The organism is Pantoea sp. SGAir0215 (genome assembly GCF_043543215.1).
Genome location: NZ_CP028031.1, coordinates 2,453,323 through 2,471,711, shown reverse-complemented (window position 1 = coordinate 2,471,711; position 18,389 = coordinate 2,453,323). Strand labels below are relative to the sequence as shown.

Sequence of the window (18,389 nt, the reverse complement as noted above, 5' to 3'; positions counted from 1 at the left end):
CAGGAAGTTGATGCGGCACGGATAATAGCAGTTTTCAGACGTGAGCAAAACCCATGCCTTTCCGCTAACTCTCAGACAGATCAAAAAAAAGCGGCCGGGCACCAGGCCAGACCGCTTCTCCGTCAGACAGACTTAACGCGGATTACATCGCGTACGTCAGCATGACCGTGGTTTTGGTATCCGTATGGTCGGGCGCAGACTCAGGTGGATTGTTGTTCCAGGTGACGTTATACGCCAGTTTCAGGGCGAAATGGTCGTTAATCGCTACCTGTAATCCCGTTTCAGAGTTCACTGTCGTATCGTCACCCAGTGAGCTCAGTACGGAAACGCCCTGAATGAATTTGGTGGTATCTGTCAGCTGCCACTGGTAGCTCACCGCACCGTAAGCCAGCGCCTGCGTTTTATGGCCACCTTCGCGGTAATCGTCGTAACGGACACCAGGACCGAATTCCGCACGCAGTGAATGCACCGGGCCATTCAGGATCTGACGACCATAACCGGCGGTCAGGACATCGCGTCCGTCATAACCATTGTAACGGTCACTTAACCAGCTTGCCTGACCAAACAGGTAGTCATAGGCGCTCATGTTGTAACGCGAACGCGCACCTACGTTATAGGTTTCGGACGAGCGCTCATCGTTTGCAGAGGTATTCGCGGCATTGCCCCACAAGCTGTAGGCCATTGATTCTGTATACCAGGTCATGTTGGTCTGTGCGGTCAACGATGAGCTGGTGGTGTTACCGGTTTGCGCCAGGTAACCTGCAGAGGCCGATCCTTCAAAAGGCTTTTTCGCCGTTGAAGGGTCATCCATCGCGGTGAAGACCGCGTTATCGGCCAGCGCCTGGTGACAAAACGCTCCGGCAGAGAGCAATAGAACAGCAGACAGCTTGTTAAAGGCGTTCATTAAGTGTGATCCGTGCAACAGTTTTGAAAACGAAGATTCTGAAGGGTTTCCCGGTGCGATCAATCCCCTTTACCGTAACTTTTGTAAAGAGATATGAATTCGCTCAGAACATCATGCATTAGCGTAACGTCCCGTATTTGCTGGACGTTAACCTGAGTTCGGCGCGCATTATAGAGTTGTTTTTGCCAAATAACATCTGTTCGTTTACAAGATTTACATACGTTCGGGTTGCCAGCATCCGCACAAACGGTAAACAGTTTAGTCCGAATTGTTGGCTCATCCCCTTCATTATTCGCCTGTTTTTTCACCCTGTACTACGCTGTGTGATATTTAACCCTTTCGAGGTGCAAAATGAGCAGTGGAGATCTACATCGCTATGTCGTGACCTTTCATTATCAGGAAGCCGGACTCGGTGACGTTCTGAACCTGACCGGTGCTCTGACATCAGGGGGCTTCTCTACCACGTTAATGGATGACAGTGGCACCGCCCATGAGCTTGGCACCAACAGTTTTGGCATTGTCACCACACTGGATGAGGCCGCGCTAAAACAGCAGGCTCTTGCCGCGGGCGAAAGCGCGCTGGGCCAGAAACCCGACGTGACGTTGACCACGCTTGACGACTTTCTGCGCCAAGCAACAGGTGCCGCAGACTAGTCTGTGCACACACGCAGGTTTTTATCGCGTGCGTCCGCGTTACAATTGAACTCAGGCAGCGAATAAAGAGGATAACCCGATGTGGTCAGCCATTAGTCGTCTGTTAAACGAGCAATTTGGCAACGCCGAAATTACCCAACGTCATGAACTCCCCGGGGGGGATGTTCATCCCGCCTGGCTCATCCGCTATGGTGAGCAGGATGTGTTTGTAAAGTGCAACAGCCGCGATAAAGTGTCCCTGTTTAGCTGGGAAGCCGATCAACTCGCCCTGCTGCGCCGTACCCAGACGGTCCGCGTTCCGGACGTTTATGGCGTTGGCAGCGATCGTGACTACAGTTTCCTGCTGCTGGAATATATCAAACCTCAGCCCCTGGATCCGCAGAGCGCCTACCAGTTAGGCCAGCAGTTGGCGCGTCTGCATCAGTGGAGCGAGCAACCTCAGTTCGGGCTTGATTTCGATAATAATCTGACCTCTACACCACAGCCCAACAGCTGGTTGCGGCGCTGGTCAGTTTTCTTTGCGGAGCAACGAATCGGCTGGCAACTGCAGATTGCCGCTGAGAAAGGCATTCTGTACGGCGATGCCGAACGGATTATTGATTGTGTGCAACGGACCCTGGCGTCCCATCACCCTCAACCTTCCCTGCTCCACGGCGATCTGTGGCCAGCTAACTGTGCGGGCAGCGAGACTGGCCCCTGGATTTTCGATCCTGCCTGTTACTGGGGCGACCGGGAATGCGACCTGGCGATGCTGAGCTGGTTTACCGATCTGCCGAAGGCGATCTTTGACGGTTATCACCAGAGCTGGCCATTACCCGATGGCTTTTCGCAGCGTCAGCCGGTTTATCAGCTTTACTATCTCCTGAACCGGGCCAACGTGTTTGGCGGCAACTGGCTGGGCGCGGCGCAGTTTGCCGTGGGCCAGTTGCTGGATGACGATGCACGGGCAGCCGGTCAGGTGAAACCGGCCTGATCGTTTAGAGAAAACCGAGCAGAGAAAGCAGAAAGTAACCGGCGATGGCAATCACCAGCGGCAGGATGTAGAGCGGGAAAATCTGTAGAAAAATGGTGTGGCGCGGGACCCGTACCTTTTCTTCCAGCTGCTGCCGGGTCCGGCCATCGCTGCCTTTTGCCTGCTCAAGAATCATCTGATCTTCAATCCCTTCCCGCACATGGCGCACCTGACGTCCCATGCGCGCACCGGACGCTTCCAGCGCCAGCCCGACAAAAATCAAAATATAGATAAACCAGAAGCCCAGATTCATCTGTCCATTGAACTCGGGCACCGGTGAGTTTTGCCAGAACACATTCAGAAACGGCGTATTAAAGCGAATCATATCCACCATGACATGAATGAAATCCAGCATCACGGCATCAATACCGGGTTTCTTTTCACTGTGCTTAAACAAAAAGCTCAGCAGTGAAATGATGGTAGACAGCAACGCGAGTAAAAAAATCACCCAGCCAGCGACACGCTTAAGGATGGCAATGCGGCCAGCCTGTTGATAGGTCATGATATCTCCTGAACCCAAAATCCCATTTGCTTCAGTCTACCTGCCCTTGCAGAATTTTCCCAAAAAAAAGAGCGGTCTGCGCCCGTTTCGCCTCATCTGCGCACCAACCCTGTGTTCATGCTAAGGTAGCCTGAACTTTTTAAGGAGCGAAACATGTCTTACCACCGCCCTGTTTTTGCAGCTTTATTTGATATGGATGGCTTGTTGATTGATTCTGAACCTCTCTGGGATCAGGCTGAAATGGACATCTTTTCAACCCTGAATATCGATTTGACCCGACGCCACGAATTACCCGATACGCTCGGATTACGTATCGATCAGACGGTGCGCATGTGGTACGAAACGTTGCCCTGGTCGGGACCGAGTCAGGAAGCGGTCACACAGCGTATCATCGCCCGTGCAATGGAACTGATTGCGATAAACCGCCCGCTTCTGCCCGGCGTCGAGTCCGCCCTCTCATTGTGCAAACAGCACGGCCTGAAGACCGGCCTGGTTTCCGCATCGCCCCGCTTCATGCTGGAACAGGTACTGACGATGTTTAACCTGAATCACTATTTTGATGTGCTGTCTTCCGCCGAACATCTGCCCTACAGCAAGCCGCATCCGCAGGTCTACCTCAACGCCGCCGAGGCGCTGGGCATTGATCCGCTTCACTGCGTCGCGCTGGAAGATTCGGTGAACGGCATGGTAGCAAGCAAAGCCGCACGAATGCGATCGATTGTGATTCCGGCAGCCAGCCATCAGGATGATGCCCGCTGGGCGCTTGCCGACGTGAAGCTGAGCAGCCTGACACAGTTAACGCGGGAGCATTTGCAGGCTTGACGGCAAAGGCGCTGTAACCTGTTGCATCCCCTTAAAAAATTAACGCTTCGTTACAGCGTCACAGGTTCTCATTTACTGGATAAATCCCTATACTGGATGCATTGACAGTTTCTTTTGCAGCCAGGTTTATCATGACGGCCGAAGGCCATATCTTTTTTGCTGTTGCCAGCGCCATTTTTGCGAAACGGGCCGAGCTCACCCCGGTGATGGCTCAGGCGGACTGGTGGCATTTAATTCCCGCCAGCCTGCTGACCTGCCTGCTGCCTGACATCGATCATCCTAAGTCCTTGCTGGGCCAGCGCCTGCGCTGGTTGTCGCATCCCATTGCCCGGGCATTTGGTCATCGCGGGTTCACCCACAGCCTGCTTGCCGTCGCGGCTGGCCTGTGGCTGTTTCAGATTAACGTGCCGAAAAGCTGGCCGGTGCCCGCCGATGTTCTGCAGGGCATGACGCTGGGTTACCTGAGCCACATTGTGGCCGATATGCTCACTCCGGCCGGCGTTCCTCTGCTCTGGCCCTGTCGCTGGCGTTTTCGTCTGCCCATTCTGAACAGCCAAAAAGGCAATCAGCTGGAGCGCGCTCTGTGCCTGTGCGTGATGGCTTACGCGCTGTGGTTCCCGCCAGGGATGCCTGCGTTTGGCGAAAATGGCTGGCCCACTCAGGTATTTGATACCTTGCAAAACGGCGTCAGCCGCCTCCTGTCGGGGCATTCCGGCTCCTGAGCCACTGGCCGCTCAGGCAACGTTATAAGCTATTCCATTTGGATATAAGATCGCACTAAATTCACCTGATACCATTTCCGGACACCTGTATGAACAATAACTACTTTTGCTTTCCTTACCAGGGGAATGCTGCATGATTCGGAGTTTCTATGGATATCCCTTTAACGCTTAATATCATTGCCTTTGTGGTGCTGCTGCTTCTGCTGTCACGCCTGAGCCGCGCCAACTGGAGTCTGTCAAAAAAAGTGCTGGTCGGGTTAGTGTTTGGCGTCGCGTTTGGCCTGGCGCTGCAGTTTATTTACGGCAGTAACAGCGATACGGTCAAAGCGTCAATTGGCTGGTTTAACGTGGTCGGTAACGGCTATGTCCAGCTGTTGCAGATGATCGTAATGCCGCTGGTCTTTGTCTCAATTCTGAGCGCGGTGGCGCGCCTGCATAACGCCTCTTCGCTGGGCAAAATCAGTTTCCTGACCATTGGCGTGCTGCTGTTTACGACCGCGATTGCGGCGCTGGTCGGGGTTTTCGTGACCGGGCTGTTCCATCTTAATGCAACCGGCCTGGTACAGGGTGCCCAGGAAACGGCGCGTCTGAGTGCCATCCAGAATAACTATGTAGGCAAAGTGGCCGATCTGACGGCGCCGCAGCTTATCCTGTCCTTTATCCCGAAAAACCCCTTTGCCGATTTAACCGGTGCCAGCCCCACCTCGATTATCAGTGTCGTCATCTTCGCAGCCTTTTTAGGCGTGGCGGCCCTGCACCTGCTTAAAGATGACGAAGTGAAAGGCCAGCGTGTCCTGACGGCGATCGATACGCTGCAGTCATGGGTGATGAAGCTGGTGCGCCTGATCATGAAACTGACGCCTTACGGCGTGCTGGCGCTGATGACTAAAGTAGTTGCCGGATCGAACCTGCAGGACATCATTAAGCTGGGTAGCTTCGTGGTCGCATCCTATCTGGGCCTGGGCATTATGTTTGTGGTACACGGTCTGCTGCTGTCCGTAAATGGCATCAACCCTATGCGCTTTTTCCGCAAAGTCTGGCCCGTGCTGACCTTTGCCTTTACCAGCCGCTCCAGTGCCGCCAGCATTCCGCTGAACGTGGAAGCGCAAACCCGTCGTCTGGGCGTGCCGGAATCTATTGCCAGTTTCTCGGCGTCGTTTGGCGCTACGATCGGGCAGAACGGTTGTGCCGGTCTTTATCCGACCATGCTGGCCGTGATGGTGGCGCCGACAGTGGGCATTAACCCGTTTGATCCGCTGTGGATTGCCACCCTGGTGGGCATTGTGACGTTGAGCTCAGCAGGCGTTGCCGGTGTCGGCGGTGGCGCGACTTTCGCGGCGTTAATCGTGCTGCCCGCGATGGGCCTGCCCGTCACGCTGGTCGCGCTGCTGATTTCGATCGAGCCGTTGATCGATATGGGCAGAACCGCGTTGAACGTGAATGGTGCAATGACCGCAGGTTCCCTGACCAGTCGCTGGCTGGGCCTGACAGACCGACGCGTTCTTGAGCAAGACGAACACCGTGAATTAGAGCACAGCTAATCACATCTGACCTGGCACCCGGTGCCAGGTCTTCTCCCTTTTCCCTGCCTGTTTCTCCTTATTTCCCCTCTGTCTTTACATTCACGTTAAGGAAACGTTAAGCGTGGTAAATGGGCAATAATACGTGCGCTTTCTGCTTGTTTTTGGATGCTAAAAGGAGAATTCTGCAGCGAGTCACAGCAGGAGAATGCACATGAAAACGGTTATCGCTTCATTCCTCGCGTTAGCGATGATTACGCCCAGCGCAGTGTTTGCTCGCCCCGGCGACTGGGGGCCCGGCCCTCACTGGTACCGGCCCGGCCCGGGCTGGCATGGTCCTGCGCCGCGCTGGCATGGTCCTGACCATTTCCACGTTCTGCCACTGGCGGCAACGGCGGTTCTGATTGGGGGATTAACCTACTATTTGCTGAATGGCAGTTATTATCAGCGACACGGTGATGAGTACGTGGTTGTTGAGCCGCCTGCTCCGACCTATGTCAGCAGCGTCGGCGGTATGCGGGTGCTGGATTTTAATGGCCGACGTTTCTACGTGCAGGACGGGCATTACTATCAGCGGGAGATTAACGGCAGCTACGTTGAAGTGCCGCGTCCGGCTGGACTGTAGAGATAAAAAAACGGCTCGCCATAAGCGAGCCGTTTTTTCAGGTCAGCGAAAATTTACTGCTTAACCTGCGGATCGGTATCGTATTCAGCACAGCTCTGGAAGCCGTAGTTCATCACGCGACCCATATCGTTATAGCTCACGAAGTAAGTTTGTGCTTTACCGTCACGCTCGCCAATCACATAGGTCTGACAGGTACCGCGCGCATGCACCATGGTGATTTCAGTTGAAGCAGGGCCAGCAATCTGACGGACCTGCTGGCGGGTCATGCCTTTTTTGACGTCCTTAACCACTGGCTTAGTCACGTAGCTTTCCGCACGATCGTAAGTCGTACAACCAGAGAGCGCAGCCAGCGTCAGCGCTGCAGCGATACATCCCATCACTTTATTCATCTTGTTGTTCCTCATTTTTTGTCCATGTGATGAAAAGCCTGGAACATAAAACGGTTTTTATCAAGTTAATGACAGACTTAAACTCAATCTGTCTCGCGGGATTTGTTAAAATGCGCCAGAACAGACCAGGCATGCTGGCTCACTGCACCATTGCGTGTTGGCCAGTGCCGTTTTTACAGGCACAAAAGACGCGCTGAATGCACTTTTGTGACAACGTAACTTAAACATTATCATCAGAGGCCAAATGACGCTTTCCTCACCCAACCGGCTGGTTTACGCCATCACCCTGGGATTACTGGCTGCGCTGGGACCGTTGTGCATCGATCTGTATCTGCCCGCCCTGCCGCAGTTAGCCAGTGACCTGGCTACGCCAACGTCTACGGCACAGCTCAGCCTTACCGCTGGCCTGCTGGGACTGGGCGCCGGTCAGCTTCTGTTTGGTCCCATGAGCGACAAATTTGGTCGTCTGCGCCCTCTGACCCTGTCACTGACGTTGTTGTTTATCGCGTCGCTGGGCTGCGCCCTTGCCCAGACTATCGATCAACTGTTACTGGCTCGTCTGTTTCAGGGATTAGCGGGAGCGGGCGGTGCGGTGCTGTCACGGGCGGTTGCGCGCGATATGTATAATGGCCATGAACTGACGCGCTTTTTTGCGCTGCTGATGCTGGTTAACGGCCTTGCCCCTATTGGCGCCCCCGTACTGGGCGGTGCCCTGATGACCGTGCTGGACTGGCGCGGTATTTTTGTTGTGCTGAGCGGCATCGCCATTTTGCTCATCCTGCTGGCGCGCGGGAAACTGCATGAAAGTCTGCCCGTTGATCGGCGGAGTCAGGGCTCGGTTTTTGCTGCTTATGCTGCGCTGGGGCAGGTCATCACCCACCGTGCCTTTATGGGTTTCTGCCTGACGCAAGGGTTTATGATGTCGGGCATGTTCGCCTATATCGGCGCATCGCCGTTCGTGCTGCAGGAAATCTATGGTCTGTCACCCCAGGCGTTCAGCTTTTGCTTTGCCGCCAACGGTATCGGTTTAGTGATTGCCTCGCAGACCAGCGCCCGCCTCTGCCCGCTGTGGGGTGAATATCGCGTCCTGAAAGGCGGCCTGATGCTGGCATTCGTGGCCTCCAGCGCGCTGCTGGCCGCCGGGTTAACGCACGCCCCGCTCCCGCTGCTGCTGGTTGCGCTGTTCTTTTCGATTGCCAGCAATGGTGTCATTGCCACCACCGCCGCCTCACTGGCGATGCAAAGTCAGGGGCAACGTGCCGGTAGCGCATCGGCTGTCATTGGCGTGACGATGTTCACTCTGGGCGCACTCGCCGTGCCGGTAACCGGGATGGGCGGCACATCAGTAATCAGTATGACGTTGACGATATTTGGTTGCTTCATGCTGGCTATACTGACCTTTATCGTTTTGGCAAAAAAACCTCCGCTGAGGTAAAAATTGTCGGATTCAGACCAGCAAAAAGAAAACATCACCCGCTTTGGCTTGTTGTTTTCGGGGATGCGCGTTAGCTTTAAGACAGGCTTTATATTGTGCCGGCTGGCTAAAGACTTAAGGAGATGTTGATGTCACTGCAGCAGGAAATCATTACCGCACTGGGTGTGAAACCCACTATCGATCCGCAGCAGGAAATTCGTACCAGCGTGGATTTCCTCAAAGCGTATTTAACGCGCCACAGCGGCCTGAAGGCGTTAATACTCGGTATCAGCGGCGGACAAGATTCTACCCTGACGGGCAAGCTGGCCCAGATGGCGATCACGGAGCTTCGCCAGGAAACAGGCGATAACGACTACACCTTTATCGCGGTGCGTCTGCCTTACGGCGTGCAGGCTGATGAGCAGGACTGCCAGGATGCGCTGGCCTTCATCCAGCCAGACCGCTCGCTGGTGGTCAATATTAAAGAAGCGGTGCTGGCCAGTGAGCGCGCGCTGAAAGACGCCGGCATTGTGCTGTCGGATTTCGTCCGCGGCAATGAGAAAGCCCGTGAGCGTATGAAAGCGCAGTACAGCATTGCCGGTATGACCAAAGGCGTGGTGGTGGGCACCGACCATGGCGCTGAAGCCGTCACGGGCTTCTTTACTAAGTACGGCGATGGCGGCAGCGATATTAACCCTATCTTCCGCCTCAATAAGCGCCAGGGCAAACTGCTGCTGAAAACGCTGGGTTGCCCGGAACATCTGTATCTGAAAAAACCGACCGCCGATTTAGAAGACGATCGCCCCGGTCTGCAGGATGAAGTCGCACTGGGCGTCACCTACGACATGATCGATGACTACCTTGAAGGGAAAACGATCGATCCGGACAGCGCGAAAATCATTGAAGGCTGGTATCTGAAAACCGAGCACAAACGTCGACCGCCTATCACTGTTTTCGACGATTTCTGGAAATAACGCCGCCGACCCTTGCCGCCCGGCAAGGGTTGCCTTAACTGCTGAAACTCCATGTCCGTAACGTTACACGAACGCCACCCTGACCGGGCTGAGCGCAATTTTACTCTGGAGCACCACCCTGGGTCTGCTGCGTAGCGTCAGTGAGGCTTTTGGCCCCACCGGCGGTGCCGCCCTGATCTATTCCATCACCGCCCTGCTGTTGTGCCTGACAAGAGGCCTGCCCGATCCGCGTGTCCTGCCCCGTCGCTATCTGCTGGTGGGCGGCAGCCCTGGCCTGGGCGCTTTATAACAATGTGACACGCCGTTATGCATGCGGTAGCAACGGTGTTTCACTGTTTTTTATCGTCACCGCGCTGGCGCGCTGGCTTAAATTTGCGTTCGGCACACAGCAGGAAGCGATGCACGTCAGCGCAGCCGCGCTGGCGCAAGTGCTGTTCGTAGGTGCCTCTACCGCCGTGGCCTACTCTGCCTGGAACGACGGCATTCAGCAGGGAAATTTGCCCCTGCTGGCGACCGCCTCCTGTTTTACGCCCGTGCTGTCCGCCTTGCTGGCCAGCTTATGGCTGGGCCTGACACCGCCCGCCAGCTTCTGGCAAGGTGTTGCCCTGATCACCACAGGCTCGCTGATCGGCTGGCGGGCAACATACCGGTTATGAATCTGAGGCTGGCGATCATTTAACCTGCCTGTTATGCTGTATGGACAACCAGTATAGGGAGTTCGTTTTGGCAAGACGTGCAGCAACCCACCGCCTCGAATTTGATGCGGCAGCGATTTATGAATACCCGGAACATTTGCGTGAATGGCTGGAAGGCTTGCCCAACCTGCCCGGCGTGTATACCTTTCATGGCGAAAGCGACACGCTGCCGTTATACATTGGCAAAAGCGTTAACCTGCGTTCGCGCGTCATGTCTCATTTCCGAACACCTGATGAAGCCAAAATGTTGCGCCAGTCGCGACGCGTTAGCTGGATCCCCACGGCGGGCGATCTCGGCGCGTTGCTACTGGAAGCGCAGATGATTAAAACTCAGCAGCCGCTCTTCAATAAACGCCTGCGCAAAAATCGCCAGCTCTGCTCGCTGCAAATTACGCCCGAAGGGAAACCACAGGTCGTGTATGCGCGCGATGTCGATTTCAGTCAGTCGCCCAACCTGTTTGGTTTATACCGCAGTCGCTTTGCTGCCCTGGAACGGCTGAAACAACTGGCCGATGAGTATCAGCTTTGCCACGGCTTATTAGGTCTGGAAGCACTGAGCCCCAGCCGGGGCTGTTTCCGCTCAGCGTTACGCCGCTGTGCGGGTGCCTGCTGTGGCAAAGAGTCCGTGAGCGATCATCAGGACCGACTGTTGGCGGCGCTGGAAAACGTCCGCGTCTTCTGCTGGCCCTGGCAGGGGGCGGTGGCGCTGGTGGAAGAAGGGAAACAGATGACGCAGATTCATGTCATTGACCACTGGTTCTATCTGGGCTCAGTTGACTCGCTTGAAGAAGCCAGACGGCTGAAACGGGGTAAAGGCGGGTTCGACCACGATGGTTATAAGATCCTGTGCCGTCCGGTGCTGTCCGGCCAGTATCCGATCATTCCGCTCTGAACCGCCTGCTGACGGCACAAAAGGCGGACAGATGGCGACCTGCAACGCAACACTGAGTTGACCGCATGACGCGACAGAACCGCCCTTTCCCTTAGCCGCCTTCCCGCTGGCGCGCGTGCATAAAAAAACCGCCGGCACTGCCCACGCAACGTGGACAAGGCCGGCGGTCTCAGACCGACTTTAGTGATTAACCCGAGGCTTATTCAGCAGGTGCAGGGGCCGGAGCCGCTTTGTCATGCATCGGGCGTTTTTCAGTCAGATGCTTTTCAAAATTCGCGTTGTACTGCTTTTTCTGCTCTGGCGTCAGTACGTTGTACAGTTTGTTCTGGGTTTCCATCATTGCCACCGCGTTCGCTTTGGCGTTGGCGGTCATTTTCTCCGCCTGGGCTTCGGCCTTCGCTTTGTCGAAGCTGTCAGAGGCGATAATCGCATGGTTAGCGCGACGCTCTTCGATTGACGGGCGCTGCATCTCGCCACGGCCCGCTTTCATAATTTCATGCATTTTTGTTTTTTGTTCTGGCGTCAGATTCAGTCCGCCAAACATCATGTCCATCCCACCCCGGTGCATCGGCTTGTGCATCGGTTTCTCACTGCCTGCTGGCGGTGGCGTCAGGTTATCCGCTTCGGCATGCACTACAGATGCCGCACCAAATGCCAGGGTAGAAGCCAGTAACAGAGAAGTCAGTTTACGCATAACAGTGTCCTTTTTTACTTGTTCACTTTCGTTACGACAGCGCGCTGTCGCGTCTTCGGAAACAAGCATACGACGTTGAACGTCAACTACTGCGAGTGAGCGTAAAAGCGTGAAAGCACAAAAGTCATATTTCAGGCGATCATGGAGGGAATAAGAAGAATGGCGTCAGGAATTGCAAAAGAGTATGAATAATCAGGAAATTTCGGATAAATCGTGGAGAATTGTAATGCCTTTAGCAGTAAAGCGGAAGGTCTCTTCCGCTCTTTTTTTATACTGCGCGGTGAGACCGTTCAGAGAGGTAACGCCTGAGTCTGCTCGCTCTCTTCAATCAGCATTAAACCCGCCCGCAATCCCAGCGCGACATGGGGATTGGGAAAGAGCACGTATTCCCGCGCCTGCTGGACAAAGTAGCGCGTCTCGCCATCCTCAGCTAATAACGCCCCCTGCGGAAACGCGGTAAAATTTTTCGTGTCATCCGGCATATGCAACTGAAACGCCTCACTTAAGCGCGTGATCTGCTGGCAGACCCGATAACGGCGCGGGCGACCGGCGGGCTCAGGCAATGTTTCACCATACAGCAGAGCAGCCAGGGCCTGAGACGCGGCGCTGAACTGCGACAGATCGTTTTCGCCAAACGGCCGCGCCTGCCCCAACTCAAGAGTACAGCTGGCTGCGCCAAAATGTTCGCAGCTGAAATGGGTAAATGTGCCCCCCGGCGAACGATGAAATACCAGCGCCTCCAGGCCGGCTGCGCCCAGCCAGTGTAAAAACGCGTCCGGCCAGGGACGCGAATTATGCGGCAGTACGCCAAAGCGGGGATGGTAAGAGCCGCGCAGTGCCGTATGCATATCCAGGTGCCAGCGGGTTTCGTCACATGCCCCCCGCTGCCAGAAGTTTTCCAGCGTTTGTTCCAGCCGCAGCACCCGCCGCGCTTCATCGCCATCATCAATCTGCTGCCAGCGGCCACCAAACAGTCGGTTAATGTCACAGGTCACATAACGCTTCCCCGCGCGCAGCGCCGAAGGATTACCTAACACCACCAGCATACGCTGCTGAAGTGGTTTTTCGCCCCGGAGTAAAGGCGTGATGAGCTGATTAAGGATTTCAACCGGGGCGGTTTCATTTCCGTGAACGCCCGCAGAGAGTACCAGCGCCTGGTTAACCGGTGCCTTTGGCTCCATAAGCAAAAGACCATGGTATAACCACTGCCAGCGAAGATGCGCCGTCTCACCGCTACGCAAACGTGGCGCTTCACCCGACAGCGTTTGCTGCAAAAAGTCCTGCATCGTTTCTCCTTAAAAGCGGAAGCGGGCAACCCTGACGGCACCACCTGCTTCACTGCTGAAATGTATACACATTTCCTAAGTCTAGCAGCCTGGTCAATTCATCAAGGGCAACCCGTCCTTCTTCCAGTAATTGCGGATCGCCTAAATCGCTTTGCGTCAGCCTGTCGCGATAGTGCTTATCGACCCACCGGTTCAGCGTGGCGAACACGTGATCGTTCATCAGCACCGCCGGGTTAACGGCCTGGCGCTCCTCGGGGGTTAATACCACGCGCAACCGCAGGCACGCGGGGCCGCCACCGTTGTGCATACTTTCCCGCAGGTCAAACACCTGCAGGGACTGTAACGGACCGCCGCCTTCCACCTGTTCACGCAGGTATTCCCAGACGCCGGGATGCTGGCGCGACTCTTCCGGCAGCACCAGCATCATGCTGCCATCCGGGCGCGTCAGCAGCTGGCTGTTAAACAGGTAGGTACTGACGGCATCCTGCACGGAGACCCGGGCTGTTGGCACCTCCAGGGCGACAAAACCCGGCACACGGTCGCGCAGTTGCGCCAGTAAACCGGGCTGATCAACAAAAGCCTGCTGATGGCAAAACAGCAGCTGCTGATTGCTCACGGCAATGACATCGTTATGGAAAACGCCCTGATCGATGACCGCCGGATTTTGCTGCGCAAAAATGACTTTTTCAGGCGAGAGCTGATGCAGGCGGGCGACCGCTTCACTGGCTTCACGGGTTTGCCGGGCCGGGTAGCGTCGGGGGGCCGTATCAGACTGGCCGTCGCGACCATAGATAAACAGTTGTACACCCGCGTCACCATAGTCGCCGCCCAAACGGTTATGGTTGGCCGCACCTTCATCACCAAACCTGGCCACCTGCGGTAGCGCATCATGCACAACAAAATGTCGCGGATCGCGAAACAGCGCTCGCAGCAGAGCGGCCGTTTGCGGGGCTTCAATGGAACGGTGAAATTTGTTGTTGAGATTCGCGACGGTGAAATGCACCCGACGGTCAGCGCTGTCGGCTGAGGGTGATACCGTTGCCGCATTGGCCACCCACATCGCCGAGGCCGAGCTGGCGGCTGACAGTAACGCGGGGGCCGTTTTATAGGCTTTTTCCAGGACCTGCGCATCGCTGCCGCTGAAACCCAGCTGACGCAGCACGGCAATGCCGGGCCGCTCATGCGGCGGGATCACGCCCTGAACAAATCCCATGTCGGCCAGCGCTTTCATTTTCAGTAAGCCCTGCTTTGCCGCCAGCCGCGGATTCGACGGCTGGTGTTGATGGCGCGTCGAGGCTTCGTTACCGAATGACAACCCCGCGTAATGATGCGTCAGTCCGACCAGCCCATCAAAGTTGGCTTCTGTGGCTTTCATGGGCGACCTCCTTGCGGTGAAAAATCCAGGCCCGGTGACAGTGTTGACGGAAGCGTAAGCTGCGGCGATTCCAGCGAGGCCATCGGCCAGGCACAATAGTCTGCGGCATACCAGGCGCTGGCGCGATGGTTACCCGAGGCGCCAATCCCGCCAAACGGTGCCGTACTGGCAGCGCCAGTCAGCGGCTTATTCCAGTTCACAATACCGGCACGCGCTTCCAGCAACAGCTGGTCAAACTGCTCGCGGGACGGTGAAATTAACCCGCACGACAGGCCGTAGCGCGTCTGGTTAGCCAGTTGAATCGCCTGCGGATAATCGTCGTAACGCATCACCGCAAGCAGCGGGCCAAATACTTCTTCATCCGGCAAATTGTCTACCGCGGTCACGTCAATAATGCCGGGCGTTAACAGCGCCTGTTGCCGGTTGGGCCAGCGCATTGCCAGCAGTATCTTGCCGCCCGCCGCGACGCGCTGCTGCCATTCGGCATAAATTTTTTCGGCAGCGGCGCAGGAGATCACGCTGCCCATAAAAGGTTGCGGATCGGCGTTCCAGGCGCCAGGTTGCAACCGCCCGGCCACCTCAACCAACCGTGTCAGGAAGGCATCACCGGCCGCGCCCCGTTTGACCAGTAAGCGGCGCGCGCAGGTACAACGCTGGCCTGCCGTGATAAAGGCTGACTGAATGGCGATATGCACCGCCCCGTCGATATCCGCGGGATCGTCCACGATCAGTGCATTGTTACCGCCCATTTCCAGCGCCAGCATTTTTTCAGGCTGCCCGGCAAACTGGCGATGAAGCTGATAACCGGTATGTGCGCTACCGGTAAACAGCAGGCCGTCAATGCCCTGCTCAGCCGCCAGCGCCTGGCCGGTTTCACGTCCGCCCTGCAGCAGTCCCATGACGCCATCTGGCAGGCCCGCCTCCCGCCACAGCTGTACCGTTCTCTCAGCGGTGGCTGGCGTCAGCTCGCTGGGTTTGAACACCACACAGTTACCGGCGAGCAAGGCGGGCACAATGTGACCATTCGGTAAATGGCCCGGGAAATTATACGGGCCGAATACCGCCAGCACGCCATGAGGACGATGACGCAGGGCATTTTCGCCCTGTTGCTGCTCCCCGGTGCGAGCGTGATAGGCTTTAACGGAAATCGCAATTTTGTTGATCATCGCAGTCACTTCCGTCAGCGCTTCCCAGCGCGGTTTCCCCGTTTCCTGCGCAATGCAGTCGGCCAGGGCGGTTTTATGGTTCTCGAGCTGTACCGCGAAACGTTCAACGATGGCCTGACGGGCGGCAAAAGGCTGTCTTGCCCACGCCGGAAAGGCCGGCCGGGCCGCCTGGCAGGCCGCTGTAACCTGCTCCGATGAAGCCGCGCACCCCTGCCACAGCGTGTCGCCGCTGACCGGGTCCTGTTTGGAAAAGTGATCTGACTCGCCAGCGAGCCACTGTCCGTTAATCAGGTGCGTCATGCCTTTTTCTCCTCACTACACAGCGTCACTACGCGCAGGCTGTCACCCGGCTGGCACTGCAACGCCTGTAACTGTTCGTCATTAAGCTGAATATGTTCAGCGCTCGGATCGACCGGTATGAGTGCGACACGAAACCGGTGATAATCGGTGTTGGCGACCAGACAAAGTGGCGCATCCTGCCGGGCCTCGCCTTTTCGTGCCGTCAGTAACCGGCTGTCCCGCACGGCGCGGATGTCATCAATGTCACATTCCAGCGTCGGCCCGCCATCAAAGATGTCAATATACTGGCGGTAGCGGAAACCCTCCGCCTCCAGTACCGCACGTGCGGGCGCGGTTTTAGGATGGACCTGACCAATGACGGCCTGCGCTTCCGGGGTTAAATAGTGCAGATAAAGCGGGTGCTTGGGCATGAGTTCCGCAATAAACGTTTTCTGCCCGGTACCGCTCAGAAAATCGGCTTTGCGAAATTCCATCGAGAAAAAGTGAATGCCCACGCTGTCCCAAAACGGGGAATGCCCCTGTTCATCGCTGACGCCGCGCATTTCGGCAACCACCCGCGCCATAAAGCAGTCGCGAAAGTTCGCCATAAACAGAAAACGGGACTTCGATAACAGATAACCGTTTTTACCGTCACGATAGTCGGGATCCAGAAACAGCGTGCAGAGTTCGCTACTGCCTGTGTGGTCATTGCTTAATGACAGTGTCGGCAACGTGGCGTACACGTTCAGCTCTTTTGAGGCATGCACCTGTGTGCCGACCCGAAAGTTGTACCAGGGTTCCTGTAGACCTACAGCCACCTCAATGGCGCAGATCCCCACCGCGCGATTGTCCTGGCTGTCAGCCAGCACAAACACATAGCCCTGTTCAGCACGCGGCAGCATGCCCTGCCAGGTATGCAGCGAGCGTTCGATTCGGGCCTGTAGCGTGGCGCTGTCAACCGGCAAGGAGGTCAGTCCGCCGCCTGTTTTTGCCGCCAGTGCCATCAGCTGACTCAGATCATCCCGCTCGACCGGACGAATCACCATCATGATGCCTGGCCCTTAAACAGCTGTTCACAGGCCTGGGCAAAGCGCGCCATACCGGTCTTTACTTCCTGTTCGCTGATATTCAGCGCCGGCGCGAAACGCACCACGTTAGCCCCGGCGATCAGTACCATAACGCCCTGTTCAGCGGCGGCGAGGTTGATCTGTTTGGCTTTCCCCGCAAAGTCGTCGTTCAGTACGGCCCCAATCAATAACCCTAACCCGCGCACCGTTTTAAACAGATGCAGACGTTGATTGAGGTCATTCAGCGCCGCCACAATCCAGTCATGGCGCATCTTCACGCCGTCCATCACTTCAGGCCGGTTAATCAGTTCCATGACTTTCCCTGCCACCGCACCCGCCAGGGGATTACCGCCATAGGTTGTGCCATGTGTGCCCACGCCCATCACCTGCGCCAGGTCTTCACGCGTTAACATGGCACCAATGGGAAACCCACCGCCCAGCGCCTTGGCACTGGTCAGGACATCCGGCGTCACACCATAGTGCATATAGGCATACAGCGAGCCGGTCCGGCCAACGCCGCTCTGCACTTCATCGAAAATCAGCAAGGCCTGATGTTTATCGCACAGTTCACGCAGGCCGCGCAGAAACGCGGGCTCTGCCGGAACAACACCGCCTTCGCCCTGAACAGGTTCGACAATGACGGCACAGGTCTGATCGGAAATCAGTGCGGCAGCAGACGCAAGATCGTTAAATTCCGCGTGCTGAATATCTGCCGGAAGTGGCGCAAAATCTTTTGAATAGGCAGGCTGCCCTCCCGTAGAAACGGTAAACAGCGTGCGGCCATGAAAGGCATTTTTAAATGCGACGATGCCGCTTTTATGGTTACCAAACCGGTCATGTGCCACTTTTCGGGCCAGCTTCAGCGCCGCTTCGTTTGCCTCTGCCCCGGAGTTGCAAAAGAACACACGGTCAGCAAAGGTGGCATCGATCAGGTGTTTCGCCAGACGTAAAACGGGTTCATTGGTATATCCATTGCCTGTATGCCACAGACGTGAAGCCTGCTCCTGAAGCGCCTGCTGAAGCGCGGGATGCGCATGGCCCAGCGCATTAACGGCGATACCGCCGGCGAAATCGATATAGTCTTTTCCCTGCTGATCCCAGACGGTTGAGCCCTCTGCGCGGACCGGTACAAAACTGGCGGGTGCATAAACCGGCATCATCCAGTGATCAAAATCATGACGCGAAACCTGCAGTGGCATAGTCCTTCTCCTGTACCCCAGGGGTAATCTGTTTGTTTGTTAAATGTTAAGAATGTAAAGACTCGTCCTACGATAGATTGCAGATAGCGTGCCAGCCAAGGACTAAAATGCATAAAATGGAGCGCACAACCAATTATCAATAACTTACGAGTGGCGCTTATTCATTTAAAATGCATAAATAGTGAATAATAGTCTGAG

General features: G+C 56.0%; 18 protein-coding genes and 1 pseudogene. 10 read left to right on the top strand and 9 right to left on the bottom strand.

What is annotated here, in order from left to right; all coding sequences use genetic code 11:
- Nucleotides 1-142: 142 nt before the first annotated feature.
- Nucleotides 143-904: a DUF481 domain-containing protein gene (locus tag C1N64_RS11595; RefSeq protein WP_006118952.1), complete on the bottom strand. Its 762-nt coding sequence runs from the start codon at nucleotides 902-904 to the stop codon at nucleotides 143-145.
- Between the two features lie 351 nt (nucleotides 905-1,255).
- Here C1N64_RS11595 and ghoS point away from each other — a divergent pair, with 351 nt between their 5' ends.
- Together ghoS and C1N64_RS11585 are read left to right on the top strand one after the other, a co-directional pair.
- Nucleotides 1,256-1,558: a type V toxin-antitoxin system endoribonuclease antitoxin GhoS gene (ghoS, locus tag C1N64_RS11590; protein WP_394514823.1), complete on the top strand. Its 303-nt coding sequence runs from the start codon at nucleotides 1,256-1,258 to the stop codon at nucleotides 1,556-1,558.
- Nucleotides 1,559-1,637: 79 nt separating this feature from the next.
- Nucleotides 1,638-2,531, top strand: coding sequence for a fructosamine kinase family protein (locus tag C1N64_RS11585; protein ID WP_033741121.1), 894 nt, complete (start codon nucleotides 1,638-1,640; stop codon nucleotides 2,529-2,531).
- Between the two features lie 4 nt (nucleotides 2,532-2,535).
- Here the strand turns inward: C1N64_RS11585 and C1N64_RS11580 are convergent, their stop codons facing one another.
- Nucleotides 2,536-3,072 carry a YniB family protein gene (locus tag C1N64_RS11580; RefSeq protein WP_006118949.1) on the bottom strand — a complete coding sequence of 179 codons (537 nt, stop codon included), beginning with the start codon at nucleotides 3,070-3,072 and terminating at the stop codon, nucleotides 2,536-2,538.
- A gap of 153 nt (nucleotides 3,073-3,225) precedes the next feature.
- Between C1N64_RS11580 and hxpB the strand changes: the two genes are divergently transcribed.
- The 4 genes from hxpB to C1N64_RS11560 all read left to right on the top strand — a co-directional run bounded on the left by hxpB (nucleotide 3,226) and on the right by C1N64_RS11560 (nucleotide 6,761).
- Nucleotides 3,226-3,894, top strand: coding sequence for a hexitol phosphatase HxpB (gene hxpB / locus C1N64_RS11575; protein WP_205956386.1), 669 nt, complete (start codon nucleotides 3,226-3,228; stop codon nucleotides 3,892-3,894).
- Between the two features lie 131 nt (nucleotides 3,895-4,025).
- Nucleotides 4,026-4,616: a metal-dependent hydrolase gene (locus C1N64_RS11570; RefSeq protein WP_375123985.1), complete on the top strand. Its 591-nt coding sequence runs from the start codon at nucleotides 4,026-4,028 to the stop codon at nucleotides 4,614-4,616.
- A gap of 149 nt (nucleotides 4,617-4,765) precedes the next feature.
- Nucleotides 4,766-6,157 carry an L-cystine transporter gene (locus tag C1N64_RS11565; protein WP_006118946.1) on the top strand — a complete coding sequence of 464 codons (1,392 nt, stop codon included), beginning with the start codon at nucleotides 4,766-4,768 and terminating at the stop codon, nucleotides 6,155-6,157.
- Between the two features lie 193 nt (nucleotides 6,158-6,350).
- Entirely contained in the window at nucleotides 6,351-6,761 is a 411-nt protein-coding gene (locus tag C1N64_RS11560; protein WP_006118945.1) for a DUF6515 family protein, read from the top strand.
- A 53-nt stretch (nucleotides 6,762-6,814) separates the two neighbouring features.
- Here the strand turns inward: C1N64_RS11560 and osmE are convergent, their stop codons facing one another.
- Complete coding sequence (gene osmE, locus C1N64_RS11555; protein WP_006118944.1) at nucleotides 6,815-7,150, bottom strand: osmotically-inducible lipoprotein OsmE; 336 nt, start codon at nucleotides 7,148-7,150, stop codon at nucleotides 6,815-6,817.
- Between the two features lie 244 nt (nucleotides 7,151-7,394).
- On the opposite strand from osmE, the gene C1N64_RS11550 reads away from it, so the two are divergent.
- The 4 genes and pseudogenes from C1N64_RS11550 to cho all read left to right on the top strand — a co-directional run bounded on the left by C1N64_RS11550 (nucleotide 7,395) and on the right by cho (nucleotide 11,125).
- Nucleotides 7,395-8,585, top strand: coding sequence for a multidrug effflux MFS transporter (locus tag C1N64_RS11550; protein WP_006118943.1), 1,191 nt, complete (start codon nucleotides 7,395-7,397; stop codon nucleotides 8,583-8,585).
- Nucleotides 8,586-8,713: 128 nt separating this feature from the next.
- Nucleotides 8,714-9,538 carry an ammonia-dependent NAD(+) synthetase gene (gene nadE / locus C1N64_RS11545; RefSeq protein ID WP_033741113.1) on the top strand — a complete coding sequence of 275 codons (825 nt, stop codon included), beginning with the start codon at nucleotides 8,714-8,716 and terminating at the stop codon, nucleotides 9,536-9,538.
- A gap of 79 nt (nucleotides 9,539-9,617) precedes the next feature.
- Nucleotides 9,618-10,194, top strand: a pseudogene (locus C1N64_RS11540) (EamA family transporter).
- Nucleotides 10,195-10,261: 67 nt separating this feature from the next.
- Nucleotides 10,262-11,125, top strand: coding sequence for an excinuclease Cho (cho, locus tag C1N64_RS11535; RefSeq protein ID WP_375123983.1), 864 nt, complete (start codon nucleotides 10,262-10,264; stop codon nucleotides 11,123-11,125).
- Nucleotides 11,126-11,324: 199 nt separating this feature from the next.
- Here the strand turns inward: cho and spy are convergent, their stop codons facing one another.
- The 6 genes from spy to C1N64_RS11505 form a co-directional block, all read right to left on the bottom strand.
- Entirely contained in the window at nucleotides 11,325-11,819 is a 495-nt protein-coding gene (spy, locus tag C1N64_RS11530; protein ID WP_058701720.1) for an ATP-independent periplasmic protein-refolding chaperone Spy, read from the bottom strand.
- 290 nt (nucleotides 11,820-12,109) lie between these two features.
- Nucleotides 12,110-13,105 (bottom strand): succinylglutamate desuccinylase, encoded by a 996-nt coding sequence (gene astE, locus C1N64_RS11525; RefSeq protein WP_375123982.1) that lies wholly within the window; start codon nucleotides 13,103-13,105, stop codon nucleotides 12,110-12,112.
- 49 nt (nucleotides 13,106-13,154) lie between these two features.
- Nucleotides 13,155-14,480 carry an N-succinylarginine dihydrolase gene (gene astB / locus C1N64_RS11520; RefSeq protein ID WP_394514822.1) on the bottom strand — a complete coding sequence of 442 codons (1,326 nt, stop codon included), beginning with the start codon at nucleotides 14,478-14,480 and terminating at the stop codon, nucleotides 13,155-13,157.
- Complete coding sequence (astD, locus tag C1N64_RS11515; protein WP_394514821.1) at nucleotides 14,477-15,946, bottom strand: succinylglutamate-semialdehyde dehydrogenase; 1,470 nt, start codon at nucleotides 15,944-15,946, stop codon at nucleotides 14,477-14,479. The genes astB and astD overlap by 4 nt, the downstream gene beginning before the upstream one ends.
- On the bottom strand, nucleotides 15,943-16,974 hold the full coding sequence (gene astA, locus C1N64_RS11510) for an arginine N-succinyltransferase (RefSeq protein ID WP_394514820.1): 1,032 nt from the start codon (nucleotides 16,972-16,974) through the stop codon (nucleotides 15,943-15,945). Before astA ends, astD begins: the two co-directional genes overlap by 4 nt.
- On the bottom strand, nucleotides 16,971-18,191 hold the full coding sequence (locus C1N64_RS11505; RefSeq protein ID WP_394514819.1) for an aspartate aminotransferase family protein: 1,221 nt from the start codon (nucleotides 18,189-18,191) through the stop codon (nucleotides 16,971-16,973). The genes astA and C1N64_RS11505 overlap by 4 nt, the downstream gene beginning before the upstream one ends.
- Nucleotides 18,192-18,389: the final 198 nt, after the last annotated feature.

Coding starts and splice junctions, on each gene's coding strand:
- astD (WP_394514821.1), bottom strand. CDS start 15,946: ATGACGCACCTGATTAACGGACAGTGGCTCGCTGGCGAGTCAGATCAC.
- C1N64_RS11585 (WP_033741121.1), top strand. CDS start 1,638: ATGTGGTCAGCCATTAGTCGTCTGTTAAACGAGCAATTTGGCAACGCC.
- C1N64_RS11570 (WP_375123985.1), top strand. CDS start 4,026: ATGACGGCCGAAGGCCATATCTTTTTTGCTGTTGCCAGCGCCATTTTT.
- astB (WP_394514822.1), bottom strand. CDS start 14,480: ATGAAAGCCACAGAAGCCAACTTTGATGGGCTGGTCGGACTGACGCAT.
- osmE (WP_006118944.1), bottom strand. CDS start 7,150: ATGAATAAAGTGATGGGATGTATCGCTGCAGCGCTGACGCTGGCTGCG.
- astA (WP_394514820.1), bottom strand. CDS start 16,974: ATGATGGTGATTCGTCCGGTCGAGCGGGATGATCTGAGTCAGCTGATG.
- C1N64_RS11560 (WP_006118945.1), top strand. CDS start 6,351: ATGAAAACGGTTATCGCTTCATTCCTCGCGTTAGCGATGATTACGCCC.
- C1N64_RS11595 (WP_006118952.1), bottom strand. CDS start 904: ATGAACGCCTTTAACAAGCTGTCTGCTGTTCTATTGCTCTCTGCCGGA.
- C1N64_RS11505 (WP_394514819.1), bottom strand. CDS start 18,191: ATGCCACTGCAGGTTTCGCGTCATGATTTTGATCACTGGATGATGCCG.
- C1N64_RS11565 (WP_006118946.1), top strand. CDS start 4,766: ATGGATATCCCTTTAACGCTTAATATCATTGCCTTTGTGGTGCTGCTG.
- astE (WP_375123982.1), bottom strand. CDS start 13,105: ATGCAGGACTTTTTGCAGCAAACGCTGTCGGGTGAAGCGCCACGTTTG.
- ghoS (WP_394514823.1), top strand. CDS start 1,256: ATGAGCAGTGGAGATCTACATCGCTATGTCGTGACCTTTCATTATCAG.
- C1N64_RS11550 (WP_006118943.1), top strand. CDS start 7,395: ATGACGCTTTCCTCACCCAACCGGCTGGTTTACGCCATCACCCTGGGA.
- nadE (WP_033741113.1), top strand. CDS start 8,714: ATGTCACTGCAGCAGGAAATCATTACCGCACTGGGTGTGAAACCCACT.
- spy (WP_058701720.1), bottom strand. CDS start 11,819: ATGCGTAAACTGACTTCTCTGTTACTGGCTTCTACCCTGGCATTTGGT.
- hxpB (WP_205956386.1), top strand. CDS start 3,226: ATGTCTTACCACCGCCCTGTTTTTGCAGCTTTATTTGATATGGATGGC.
- C1N64_RS11580 (WP_006118949.1), bottom strand. CDS start 3,072: ATGACCTATCAACAGGCTGGCCGCATTGCCATCCTTAAGCGTGTCGCT.